The sequence below is a fragment of the Streptomyces sp. WMMC940 genome (assembly GCF_027460265.1).
Classification (GTDB): Bacteria; Actinomycetota; Actinomycetes; order Streptomycetales; family Streptomycetaceae; genus Streptomyces.
This window is the reverse complement of record NZ_JAPZBC010000001.1, coordinates 3,796,221-3,808,974: the sequence shown is the minus strand read 5'-3', so window position 1 is coordinate 3,808,974 and position 12,754 is coordinate 3,796,221. Positions and strand designations below refer to the sequence as shown.

Here is a 12,754-nt window from a genome sequence, read left to right as displayed (position 1 = left end):
CGGCAAGAGACGACAAGGGACGGACGAGCGCGTGGCCGAGGCGGCAGAATTCCAGGGGATGGCTCCCTCTCCTGCTCGCCGGTGGTTGCGGCGCGCGGCCGCCCTCCTCGCGGGAACGCCGTTGCTCGCCGGTCTGCTGTATCTGCCGACGGCACCGGTCACGCATGCCGCGGACAGGGCGAGCGACGCCGACACCGTCGATGTCACGCTGAACAGCCTCTCTCCCAGCGTCCCTGTGAAGGACGACACGCTCACCATCTCGGGCACCGTCACCAACAAGGGCAAGAAGACCATCACCGACGCAGAGGTCGATCTGCGCGTCGGACCTCGTATGTCGGGCCGTCCTGACATCGACGAGGCCTCGAAGGCCACCGGCTACAGCCCGGAGGCCGACGCCAAGGCACTCGGCGGTCCGTACAGCGTCAAGATCGACCGGCTCGCCACCGGGATCAGCGAGGACTTCACGCTGACCGTCCCGGTCAGCAAGCTGAAGCTGGACGCGGCAGGGGTCTACCAGCTGGGTGTCTCGCTTTCCGGGCAGGCCGCCGGGGAATACGACCAGGTCCTCGGCATCGAGCGCACCTTCCTCCCCTGGCAGCCGGAGTCCGTGGACAAGCGGACCCAGCTCACCTTCCTCTGGCCCTTGATCTCCACCACCCATCTGTCGGCGGAGACCGGATCGGACGAGCAGCAGACGCCGGTCTTCGAGAACGACGCGCTCGCCGCCGAACTCGCGCCCGGGGGCAGGCTGGAGCAGCTCGTCTCCCTCGGCAGTCAGCTCCCCATCACCTGGGTCATCGATCCGGATCTGCTCGCCACGGTCGATGCGATGACCCGGAACTACGAGGTCAGGACGGAGACGGGCGACACCGTGCCGGGCCGGAGCCAGGCAGTCGCCAAGCAGTGGCTGAGCTCCCTGGAGCAGGCAGTACAGGACCGCCAGGTCGTCGCGCTTCCGTTCGCCGACCCGGATCTGGCGTCCCTCGCACACCGCGGCAAGGACGTCTCCGGCTCGCTCAGCCATCTGCAGCCGGCGACGGCGGTGGCGGAGACGACGGTGGAGACCGTCCTCCACGTGAAGCCGTCGACGGACTTCGCCTGGCCTGTGGAAGGCGCCGTCGATCCGTCGATCGTCGACGTCGCCACGTCTGCGGGCGCCCACAACATCATCGCCCGCAGCGACAGCCTCAAAGAGACCGGATCGGTCTCGTACACGCCTTCCGCCGCGCGCCCCATCGGCGGCGGCACGACGGCCGTGGTCGCGGACGCACGGCTCTCCAAGGCCTTCTACGGTGACCTGAGCAAGGCCGGTACCTCAACCCTCGCGGTCCAGCAGTTCCTGGCCCAGTCACTGGCTCTCACGCACCAGGCGCCGGACGCCCAGCGGAGCATCGTGGTCGCTCCCCAGCGGATGCCGACGGCAGGCCAGGCACAGACCATGGCCAAGGCGCTGCAGGGGCTGGCCGGCCAGCGCTGGACCCAGCCGCTGGATCTGATCGCGGCCGCCGAGGCCAAGCCCGACCCGGACGCCACCACCCGGGTACCGGCCTCATCCCAGTACCCGAAGAACCTCAGGGCCCGCGAGCTGCCCGTCCAGACCTTCCAGGACATCAAGAGCACGCAGGAGACCCTGGACAACTTCAAGATCATCCTCACCTCCCCGGACCGGGTCGTGACCCCGTTCGGCAACGCGATCAACCGCGAGATGTCCACGTCCTGGCGCGGTAGGGCGGGTGTCGCTGCCCAGTACCGCAACGGAGTGCAGACCTACCTGGAGGACCTCACCACCGAGGTGCGGCTGATCCAGAAGTCTGCTCTGACCCTGTCGGGCCGCAGCGCCACGATTCCCGTGACGGTGCAGAACAAGCTGGTCCAAGGGGTCGACAACCTCGTCCTCCGGCTGAAGTCCTCGAACCCGACCCGGCTCAAGCTCGACGACGGCAGCGTGATCGCCGAACAGCCCATCAAGATCAACGGCGGGCACAGTCAGTCGGTGAAGTTCACGGCGGCCGCCAACGCCAACGGTCCGGTTCAGGTCACGGCCCAGCTGTACACCGAGGACGGCAAGCTGTACGGCGGACCGATGACCTTCACGGTCAAGGCTTCCGAGATCACTCCGACCGTGATGCTTGTCATTGCCGGCGGTGTGCTCCTGCTCGTCCTCGCAGGCGTCAGGATGTACACCCAGCGCAAGCGGGCGGCGGCCCGGGAGGCTGCCACCGCGGGCGAAGCGGCTGATGAGGCCCACGGCAGCGCGGCGGCCGACACCCCGGGGCAGCCGAGTGACCCGACACCGGACACCGGACCGGAAAGCGCCGACCCGTCGGGTGCGGGTGAGAAGGTGGACCGTTGAGCGATGTCGTGGCCGGCGGGCCGGACGATGAGGTGGGGTAACCATGAACGCGCCGTACGACGGTGACCGCGGGCAGGGCGCGGACGGCACCGCGCCCTCCTCGGGCGCTCCGTACCCCTCACACGGCCCTCAGCAGGCGGAGCAGCCCGCCGCGGCCCAGGTGCCGCCGCAGGCCGGCGAGGCGTCCGACGACCCGTACGTCCAGGACGCGTACGACCACGATCCGTACCGGTCCCGTGATCTCTCAGCCCAGGATCCCGTGTCGGAGGCGCTCTACGACCGCGCCGCGCATCCCCCACCGCCGCCGGGCAGCGTTCAGCAGCCTCAGCCGCTGTATCAGCAACCCCCGGCTCAGCAGCACGCTCCGGACCCCCGGATCTGGGCCCAGACGCCGCCTCCCGAGCCGGACGGCCCGTCGCGTCATCTGCCTTACGGGGACGATGCGCGGACCGTGCAGTTCACCGGCGTGGACGACCTGGTGACCAGGGCCGGCGAGGACAAGTCGGAGCCCGACGCGTTCGCCCACCTCTACCGGGACCAGCAGACCACCGGGCGGACCACGGCTCCCGCCGAACCGGAGCGGGAGCCGGAGCCCACCCCTGCGCCCGCCGCCGGGAAGGGGAGCGGTGGCCGGGCCTCCAGCCTGCTGAAATCCAGCGCCGTCATGGCCGCCGGAACCATGGTGTCCCGCCTCACCGGCTTCGTCCGCAGTCTGGTGATCACCGCTGCACTCGGCGCCGCACTGCTCGGTGACGCCTACACGATCGCCCTGACCCTCCCGACGATGATCTACATCCTCACGGTGGGTGGCGGACTGAACTCGGTGTTCGTCCCGCAGCTCGTCCGGGCCATGAAGAACGACAAGGACGGCGGGGAGGCGTATGCCAACCGGCTGCTGACCCTCGTCATGGTCGCCCTCGGCGTGATCGTCCTCATCGCCGTGTTCGCGGCCCCGCTGCTGATCAAGGCCCTGTCACCGACGATCGCAGGCAACCCCCCGGCGAACAGCGTCGCCGTCACCTTCGCCCGCTTCTGCCTGCCCACGATCTTCTTCATGGGCGTGCACGTGGTCATGGGGCAGATCCTGAATGCCCGCGGCAGGTTCGGCGCGATGATGTGGACGCCGGTCCTCAACAACATCGTCATCATCTTCACCTTCGGCCTGTTCATCTGGGTCTACGGCAGCTTCGCCGAGTCGCAGATGAGCGTCCGGACGATCCCGCCGGAAGGCGTGCGGCTGCTGGCCGTCGGAACCCTGCTCGGACTCGTCGTCCAGGCGCTCGCGATGATTCCCTACCTCCGAGAGACGGGTTTCCGCTTCCGACCCCGCTTCGACTGGAAGGGCCAGGGCCTGGGGAAGACCATCAAGCTCGCCAAGTGGACGGTGCTGTTCGTCCTCGCCAACCAGGGCCGGCGTGCTCGTGGTGACCCAGCTCTCCACCGCCGCCGGTGCGGCGTCCGGCAAGGACGGAGCGGGCTTCCTCGCCTACTCGAACGCCCAGCTGATCTGGGGCATGCCGCAGGCGATCATCACCGTGTCGGTGATGGCGGCTCTGCTGCCGAGGATCTCCCGAGCCGCTCACGACGACGACCCCGGCGCGGTCCGCGACGACATCTCCCAGGGGCTGCGGAACTCGGCGGTCGCGATCGTGCCGGTCGCGTTCTCCTTCCTGGCGCTGGGCGTCCCGATGTGCACCCTGCTGTACGCGTCGGCCGGCACCGAGGCGGCCCGCTCGATGGGCTTCATCCTGATGGCGTTCGGCCTCGGTCTGATCCCCTATTCGGTCCAGTACGTGGTCCTCCGCGGCTTCTACGCCTACGAGGACACCCGCACGCCCTTCTACAACACCGTGATCGTGGCCGCGGTGAATGCGGCCGCCTCGGCAGCCTGCTACTTCCTCCTTCCGGCCCAGTGGGCCGTGGTGGGCATGGCCGGCTCCTACGGCCTCGCGTACGCGGTCGGCGTCGGGGTCGCCTGGCGGCGGCTGCGGAACAGGCTGGGCGGCGACCTCGACGGCACCCACGTGGTGCGCACTTATGCCCGGCTGTGCCTGGCATCCGTGCCGGCGGCAGCGGCGGGCGGCGCCGTGGGCTACTTCGTGCTGAAGGCCCTCGGCGAGGGCGCGCTCGGATCGCTCGTCGCACTCGTCGCGGGTGGTGCGATCCTGCTCGGAGTCTTCTTCGTCGCGGCGAGAAGGATGAGGATCCAGGAGCTCAACACCCTGGTCGGCATGGTGCGCGGCCGACTCGGTCGGTAGGGACCGGCCGCCCCTGCACAACCATCGTCCGCCACCGTGTGTCGTGCATAGCAGCGGACTGTGGGCACAATTGGCATGGCTGTTGGATTTGGCGCAACGGATGGGGAGGCAGGGAACGACGGTGGCGGAACGTAGCACGGCTGCCGTCGACGTGGCCGACAACAGCGGTGACGACCCGCTGGCCGCCCAGGCGGACAAGGCCGCGACCGACGGGGAGGCGCACGCCGACGAGGCGGCGGAGCAGGGCGCTCAGGACACGGGCGGCGAACGGAAGACCCGGGAGCAGTCGGCCATCAGCGCGCCCGAACTGCACAGTGGTCACAAACTCGCCAGACGATACCGGCTCGAAGAGTGCGTCACCCGTCTGGACGGATTCAGCAGTTGGCGTGCTGTCGACGAGAAACTGCGCCGCGCCGTCGGCGTGCACATCCTGCCTGCCGACCACTCCCGGGCTCGATCCGTGCTGGCCGCGGCCCGGTCGGCGGCTCTGCTGGGCGACCCCCGTTTCGTGCAGGTGCTGGACGCCGTCGAGGAGAACGACCTCGTCTACGTCGTGCATGAGTGGCTGCCCGACGCCACCGAGCTCACCACGCTGCTCGCCGCGGGGCCGATGGAGGCGCATGACGCCTACCAGTTGGTGAGCCAGCTCTCCCAGGCCATGGCAGCGGCCCATCGGGAGGGTCTCGCCCATCTGAGGCTCACTCCCGGCGCTGTACTGCGCAGTTCCACAGGTCAGTACAGGATCCGCGGCCTCGCCGTGAACGCCGCTCTGCGAGGCATCAGCACCGACCGGCCGCAGCGGACGGACACCGAGGCCATCGGGGCTCTGCTGTACGCCGCGCTGACTCAGCGCTGGCCCTACGAGAGCGACGCGTACGGCCTCTCCGGGCTTCCCAAGGGCGTCGGGCTGATCGCCCCCGACCAGGTGCGTGCCGGCGTCCATCGTGGGCTGTCCGAGCTGGCCATGCGTGCCCTGGTCAATGACGGGGCCACCGCATCCCGCCAGGAGCCGCCCTGCACGACTCCGGACGAGCTGGCCAAGGCAGTGGCGGCGATGCCTCGCATCCGCCCGCCGGAGCCGGCCTTCACCGCCCCGCCGGACTACCAGCGCACCACGTACCAACAGGGCACGTACGGCCGTACGTCGGCCCACCCCGGCGGCGGCATCACGCAGCCGGTGGTGGTCCCGCCGGCGCCCCTGGAGAGCCGCACCGGGAAGCTTCTGAAGTGGACGGTGTCCGCCCTGCTCATCGCCGCACTGGGACTGGGCAGCTGGCAGATCGCCGACAAGCTGCTGGACCGTGACCAGACGCCCGACGAACCCGGGAACAGCCAGACCACGGACGAGAAGCAGGACGACAAGCCCAAGGAGCCGGTGACGCTGATCATCCAGGGTGCCCAGGAGTACGCGCCGGACCGCACTCCTCAGAACGCGGAAGACGCCCGGAACACCCACGACGACGACCCCGGCTCCTACTGGCGCACCAATAGCTTCCGAGACGGGCCGGACCTGCATCCGCAGGTCAAGAAGGGCGTGGGCATCGTCTACGACCTGGGCGCGGAGCGCGACGTCACATCGGCCTCGATAACGCTCCGCCATGGCGGCCCCTACACCAAGATCGCGCTGTATGCGACGGACTCCTTGTCCCCGTCCGGCTCGGTCGACTCCATGAAGAAGATCGCGAATGGTCAGACCAGCAGTACATCGATGAAGCTCACAGCCACGGAACCGGTCAAGAGCCGCTATGTGCTCCTGTGGATGACCGCGATGCCCTTCTCGCCGCAGGACCGCTTCAGCAATGCCGGCTACAAGCAGGCGATCACCGACGTGAAGTTCACGGGCTGACACCAACGCGACGAGGGGAGGGGGCTCACCGTTGGACAACGCCACACTCGGCAGCGCAAACGACCAGGAACTCCTGGATCGCCATGTCGCCGGGGATCAGGACGCCTTCGGTGAGCTCGTACGGCGCCACCGCGATCGGCTCTGGGCAGTGGCCCTGCGCACGCTGGGGGACCGGGAGGAAGCCGCGGATGCCGTGCAGGACGCCCTCGTCTCCGCCTTCCGGGCCGCCCACACGTTCCGGGGACAGTCCGCCGTGACGACCTGGCTCCACCGCATCACCGTCAATGCCTGTCTCGACCGGGCCCGCAAGGCGGCGTCCCGCAAGACCTCACCGGTGGACGACACCGAGCGGCTGGAGCAGCTCCTCGAGCCCCATGAGTCCGCCGAGGCGCCCGCAGAGCGCCAGGACCTCCATCGCGAGCTCCTGGCCGCGCTCGCCACGCTTCCCGTCGACCAGCGTGCTGCGCTGGTGCTGGTCGATATGCAGGGATACCCGGTTGCGGAGGCGGCCCGTGTGCTGGACGTCCCGACGGGCACCGTGAAGAGCAGATGCGCCCGCGGCCGTGCCCGCCTGGTACCCCTGCTCACGCATCTACGCGCCGATACGAGGGATAACGGCATCCACGATGGGGGAAGGAACCGGACGCCTGGGGCATCCGTCCCACCGGCGACCGGAGAAAGGGACGCAGGGCCGAATGGTCCTGCTGCTGTGAAGGGCGGAGGTGGACGCACGTGACCTCCACGACCGGCACGGCTCAGCACCCGGATGTGTCCGAGATCGCCGATCTCACCGAAGGGCTTCTTCCACCGACCCGCCAAGCGGCCGTGAGGAAGCATCTCGAAGGCTGTGATCTGTGTGCCGACGTGCGCGCCTCGCTGGAGGAGATCCGCGGTCTGCTCGGCAGCCTGCCCGGCCCGCAGCGCATGCCGGCCGATATCGTCGGCTGTATCGACGCGGCACTGGCGGCCGAGGCTCTGCTGAACGCCACCGCCCCGGCCGAAGAGCCAACCGACGTTTCACGTGAAACAGCACCCACGCCGCAGCGCCCTGTTACCTCGGCGTCCGATCGCCCCGTGGGACACGCCCGTGCGGCCACGGGACCGGGTCGCGCCCCTGCGGCCCGTCGGCGGCGGCGTGTCACCGTGGTCACTGCCGCGTTCAGCGCTGCCGCAGTCGGTCTGAGTGTTGTGCTTCTGCAGACTCTCGGAGGCCCTAGCAACGACACCTCCGAGAAGAAGGCGGACGCCGCCGCGAGCACCGCGTCAGGCGGTCATGACCTCACGGCGGCGACTCTGCAGACACGGGTGCACTCGCTCCTCTCCTCCGAGGGGGCTCCCAAGGACTCCGGGAGCTGGTCTGCGACCGGCCCCCGGGTGGAGAAGGACACCTCCGTCGGTGCGGAAGCCACCCCCTTGCGCTCGCCGGCCGTTCCGGTGCCTCCGTGTGTCCAGAAGGGCACAGGACGCACCGACGCGGCGATCGCGGTCGATCAGGGTACTTTCGAGGGCACACCGGCCTTCCTCGTGGTACTGCCGCACGCCGAGGACTCCTCACGGGTACAGGCCTATGTAGTGGCAGCTGCGTGTGTGGAAACCGCCCCCGCAGGCAAGGGCGAACTGCTGCTGACTCATGCCTACACCCGCCCCTGAATCAGCCTCCGTGCCGCTCTGCCATGGCGGGAATGCATGCCCCGTAGGATCCGTTGGGTGGGGTGAGAGTCGTTGACCGGCCCCAGTAGGCAGCAGTCTGCAGAGACGAGGAACAAACCCGTGAGCGACGTCCGTAACGTGATCATCATCGGCTCCGGGCCGGCCGGCTACACGGCCGCGCTGTACACCGCGCGTGCGTCGCTGAACCCGCTGGTGTTCGAGGGCGCCGTGACCGCCGGTGGCGCACTGATGAACACCACCGATGTGGAGAACTTCCCCGGTTTCCGCGACGGGATCATGGGCCCGGATCTCATGGACAACATGCGGGCACAGGCTGAGCGCTTCGGTGCTGAGCTGGTCCCGGACGATGTCGTCGCCGTCGACCTGGCGGGCGAGATCAAGACCGTGACGGACACCGCCGGTACGGTGCACCGCGCCAAGGCCGTCATCGTCACCACCGGTTCCCAGCACCGCAAGCTCGGCCTGCCGAACGAGGACACCCTTTCGGGGCGTGGCGTCTCTTGGTGTGCCACCTGTGACGGCTTCTTCTTCAAGGACCAGGACATCGCGGTCGTCGGTGGCGGCGACACCGCGATGGAGGAAGCCACCTTCCTCTCCCGCTTCGCCAAGTCCGTCACCATCGTCCACCGTCGTGACAGCCTCCGTGCCTCCAAGGCCATGCAGGAGCGCGCCTTCGCCGACCCGAAGATCAAGTTCGCCTGGGACAGCGAAGTGGCAGAGATCCACGGCGATCAGAAGCTCACGGGTCTGACCCTGCGCAACACCAAGACCTGCGAGACCAGTGAGCTGTCGGTCACAGGACTGTTCATCGCCGTCGGCCACGACCCGCGCACCGAGCTTTTCAAGGGGCAGTTGGAGCTGGACGAGGAGGGCTATCTGCAGGTGGATGCTCCGTCGACGCGCACGAATCTCACCGGTGTCTTCGCCGCCGGCGACGTGGTCGACCACACCTACCGGCAGGCCATCACCGCTGCCGGTACCGGCTGCTCCGCCGCCCTGGATGCCGAGCGTTTTCTCGCCGCCCTCGCGGACGAGGAGAAGTCCGCGACAGCGACCGTCTGACACCTCTCGATCCCACCCCACCCTGCAAGCTAAGGAGTCCGCCGTGGCCCTCAAGACCGTGACCGATGCGACCTTCGAAGAGGAAGTCCTCAAGAGCGACAAGCCCGTGCTCGTGGACTTCTGGGCCGAGTGGTGCGGGCCGTGCCGCCAGATCGCCCCTTCGCTGGAGGCCATCGCTGCTGAGCACGGCGAAAAGCTCGAGGTCGTCAAGCTCAATATCGACGAGAACCCGGCCACGGCCGCCAAGTACGGCGTCATGTCCATCCCGACGCTGAACGTCTACCAGAACGGTGAGGTCGCCCAGACGATCGTCGGTGCCAAGCCGAAGGCCATGCTCGTCCGCGAGCTCGACGCCTTCATCGGCGATGAGGTCACGAAGGCCTGACGCTCTTCGTTTCACGTGAAACACGAATGGGCCAATCCCCTGCGGGTTGGCCCATTCGGCGTCTCTGCGTCCGTCGCTCTGCGGAGCACCTACAGCGGTCGCAGAGCCGGTTCCTTCTGTACCGCGCCCAGAAGCCGGTCGAGAGCCAGCTCCACATCCTCCTTCCAGGAGAGCGTCGTACGCAGCTCAAGCCTCAGCCGGGGGTGAATGGGATGCGGTCGGACCGTCTTGAAGCCCACCGCCAAGAGATGATCGGCCGGCAGCACACAGGCCGGCTCGCTCCAGCGGGCGTCCCCGAATGCCTCGATCGCCCTGAAGCCCCGACGAAGCAAATCCTTGGCGACTGTCTGCACCATCACTCGCCCCAGCCCCTGCCCCTGGTAGCCGGGAGTGATCCATGCAGTCATCAGCTGCACGGCATCGGGGGAGACCGGACTGGTGGGGAAGGCGGTCGAACGCGGAACATAGGCGGGCGGGGCGTAGAGCACAAAGCCGACGGGCACGTCGTCGACGTAGACGACACGGCCGCACGATCCCCACTCGAGCAGGACGGCCGAGATCCAGGCCTCCTTCTCGAGCTCGGGTCTGCCCGCCTTTACTGCTGCTTCTCCGCTGACTGGATCAAGCTCCCAGAAGACACAGGCTCGGCAGCGCTTGGGGAGGTCTGAAAGGTTGTCCAGCGTGAGCGGGACGAGCCGACGGCCCATGAAGGCTGTTCCTCACTTCCTTCGACTGCCGCGCCAAGAGCAGCGGACAGCGCACTCCGCTCCCGGAGCAGGCTGCCGATGAATCCGCCGACCGCGCCAATGCCCAGTCCGGCTGTCAGTAGGTGGCCGCGGCTCACCGATCGCATGGCTCGCCTTCCTCTGAGATGGGTCAAGGTGGATGCGCCATACCAGAACGCATCGTATCCACCCAGCGGGGACACGCCTACTGTGAGACGGCAAAGGGCGGGTCGTGTCCGCTGAGTACCGGACACGACCCGCCCCGATCGACTGAGGCAAGGGCTCAGGCCTCCTCGCCCTCGGCCTCCTCGGAGAGTCCCTTCTCCATGACCCGCCCCTCACCGGGGGCGAGCGTGCCGAGGATGCGATCGAGATCCTCTATCGAGGCGAACTCTACGACGATCTTGCCCTTCTTCTGGCCGAGGTCGACCTTCACTCGGGTCTCGAAGCGGTCAGAGAGACGGGATGCGAGATCGGTGAGTGCGGGGGACAGGCGTGCGCCTGCGCGAGGGCTCTTGGACTTCGGTGCGCTCTTGGGGCGGGACCCCATCAGAGTCACGATCTCTTCCACGGCTCGCACCGAGAGGCCTTCGGCCACGATGCGGTGGGCCAGCTTGTCCTGCTCCTCCGAGTCCTCCACCGAGAGCAGTGCCCTGGCATGACCTGCGGACAGCACGCCGGCCGCCACCCGGCGCTGCACGGGAGGGGAGAGGCGGAGCAGACGCAGAGTGTTGGAAACCTGAGGACGCGAGCGTCCGATCCGGTCGGCCAGCTGGTCGTGGGTGCAGTTGAAGTCCTTCAGCAACTGGTCGTAGGCGGCTGCCTCTTCCAGCGGGTTCAGCTGGGCCCGGTGGAGATTCTCCAGGAGTGCGTCCAGAAGAAGCTTCTCGTCGTCGGTTGCCCGCACGATGGCAGGGATGCGCTCGAGACCCGCCTCTCGGCAGGCTCGCCAGCGGCGCTCTCCCATGATGAGCTCGTACCGCTCTGGTCCCAGTTGCCGTACGACAACCGGCTGAAGAAGCCCCACTTCCTTGATGGAGGTCACCAGCTCAGCGAGCGCGTCCTCGTCGAACACCTCGCGCGGCTGCCGAGGATTCGGAGTGATGGCGTCCAGCGGCACCTCGGCGAAGTGCGCACCGGCCGGGCCCGGCTCGGAGAGGGCCTCCGGCTCCGGCTCGGCCACACGCTGCTCCGGCGTGAGAAGGCCGGCGGGAAGCGTGGTGACCTTGGCCGCGGCCACACCGCGGTCCGTCGTCAGGACCGGCGAGCCTGCTGCCGCATCCGAAGGGCCCGGCTTCTCCTGTGGAGCTGCCGGGATCAGTGCACCGAGCCCACGCCCCAGACCTCTACGTCGCTCGCTCACTGGATCCCCTCCGACAAACTCTGCTGGCTGTTCTGGCTGAGCACATGAGCGGGATGGGCCTCGTAGTGGATCCCCACACCGCGCAGCGCGATCTCACGGGCAGCCTCAAGATACGACAGCGAGCCGCTGGAGCCCGGGTCGTAGGTGAGAACGGTCTGCCCATAGCTGGGCGCCTCGGAGATGCGAACGGATCTCGGAATGCTCGTTCGCAGCACCTCATCACCGAAGTGGCTGCGCACCTCCTCCGCGACCTGGGAGGCGAGCCTGGTGCGACCGTCATACATGGTGAGCAGGATCGTGGAGACATGGAGCGCGGGGTTGAGGTGTCCACGCACCAGATCGACGTTCCTCAGGAGCTGCCCCAGCCCCTCCAGCGCGTAGTACTCGCACTGGATCGGGATCAGCACCTCGGCACCCGCCACGAGCGCATTGACGGTCAGCAGACCGAGCGATGGCGGACAGTCGATCAGGATGTAGTCCAGTGGCTGTTCATACGCCTGGATCGCTCGCTGCAGTCTGCTCTCCCGTGCCACCAGGGACACCAACTCGATCTCCGCACCTGCGAGATCGATGGTGGCCGGAGCACAGAAGAGTCCTTCGACGTCCGGGACGGGCTGGACCACGTCAGCGAGCGGCTTGCTCTCGACAAGGACGTCATAGATCGAGGGCACTTCGGCGTGGTGGTCGATACCCAGGGCTGTGGATGCATTGCCCTGCGGGTCGAGGTCGATCACAAGGACTCGCGCACCATGCAGCGCCAGCGAGGCAGCAAGGTTGACCGTCGTCGTCGTCTTACCCACCCCACCCTTCTGGTTGGCGACGACCATGACGCGCGTCTGCTCAGGTCGGGGAAGACCCTCGCCGGCACGGCCCAGAGCCTCCACCGCCAGTTGGGCAGCACGACCAATGGGGGTGTCGTCCATCGGCGGTGGTGTTTCACGTGAAACATCCTCCCCCGCCGACTCGGTACGGGGACCAGGGACCGGATCGGTCATCGGTCCCGCGATGTTGGCGTCGGACCGCAAGGATTCACTCTCCTCGACTTCAGGCTCGCGATGAACAGAGCCTGCCATGGTTTCGGGGTCCCGAAC

Annotated in this window: 9 protein-coding genes and 1 pseudogene; 7 read left to right on the top strand and 3 right to left on the bottom strand. The window is 68.0% G+C overall.

All coding sequences use genetic code 11. From position 1 onward, the window contains the following. Nucleotides 1–31 precede the first annotated feature (31 nt). From O7595_RS16680 to trxA, 7 genes and pseudogenes are all read left to right on the top strand, one after another. On the top strand, nt 32–2,353 hold the full coding sequence (locus O7595_RS16680) for a DUF6049 family protein (protein WP_269732518.1): 2,322 nt from the start codon (nt 32–34) through the stop codon (nt 2,351–2,353). A 43-nt stretch (nt 2,354–2,396) separates the two neighbouring features. Beyond that, nucleotides 2,397–4,611 (top strand): annotated as a pseudogene (gene murJ, locus O7595_RS16675) (murein biosynthesis integral membrane protein MurJ). A gap of 121 nt (nt 4,612–4,732) precedes the next feature. Then, nucleotides 4,733–6,457 carry a protein kinase family protein gene (locus tag O7595_RS16670; protein WP_269729467.1) on the top strand — a complete coding sequence of 575 codons (1,725 nt, stop codon included), beginning with the start codon at nt 4,733–4,735 and terminating at the stop codon, nt 6,455–6,457. A 31-nt stretch (nt 6,458–6,488) separates the two neighbouring features. After that, nucleotides 6,489–7,193 carry an RNA polymerase sigma factor SigM gene (gene sigM / locus O7595_RS16665; RefSeq protein WP_269729466.1) on the top strand — a complete coding sequence of 235 codons (705 nt, stop codon included), beginning with the start codon at nt 6,489–6,491 and terminating at the stop codon, nt 7,191–7,193. Beyond that, nucleotides 7,190–8,107: a hypothetical protein gene (locus O7595_RS16660; RefSeq protein ID WP_269729465.1), complete on the top strand. Its 918-nt coding sequence runs from the start codon at nt 7,190–7,192 to the stop codon at nt 8,105–8,107. The genes sigM and O7595_RS16660 overlap by 4 nt, the downstream gene beginning before the upstream one ends. A gap of 120 nt (nt 8,108–8,227) precedes the next feature. Then, nucleotides 8,228–9,190 (top strand): thioredoxin-disulfide reductase, encoded by a 963-nt coding sequence (gene trxB / locus O7595_RS16655; RefSeq protein ID WP_269729464.1) that lies wholly within the window; start codon nt 8,228–8,230, stop codon nt 9,188–9,190. A 43-nt stretch (nt 9,191–9,233) separates the two neighbouring features. Continuing rightward, complete coding sequence (gene trxA / locus O7595_RS16650) at nt 9,234–9,575, top strand: thioredoxin (protein WP_093655607.1); 342 nt, start codon at nt 9,234–9,236, stop codon at nt 9,573–9,575. Between the two features lie 89 nt (nt 9,576–9,664). Here trxA and O7595_RS16645 read toward each other — a convergent pair whose 3' ends face one another. The 3 genes from O7595_RS16645 to O7595_RS16635 form a co-directional block, all read right to left on the bottom strand. Further along, nucleotides 9,665–10,282, bottom strand: coding sequence for a GNAT family N-acetyltransferase (locus tag O7595_RS16645; RefSeq protein WP_269729463.1), 618 nt, complete (start codon nt 10,280–10,282; stop codon nt 9,665–9,667). A gap of 301 nt (nt 10,283–10,583) precedes the next feature. Continuing rightward, a complete protein-coding gene (locus tag O7595_RS16640; protein WP_269729462.1) occupies nt 10,584–11,663 on the bottom strand; it encodes a ParB/RepB/Spo0J family partition protein in 1,080 nt (359 codons plus the stop codon). Further along, a complete protein-coding gene (locus O7595_RS16635; protein WP_269732517.1) occupies nt 11,660–12,736 on the bottom strand; it encodes a ParA family protein in 1,077 nt (358 codons plus the stop codon). The genes O7595_RS16640 and O7595_RS16635 overlap by 4 nt, the downstream gene beginning before the upstream one ends. Nucleotides 12,737–12,754 lie beyond the last annotated feature (18 nt).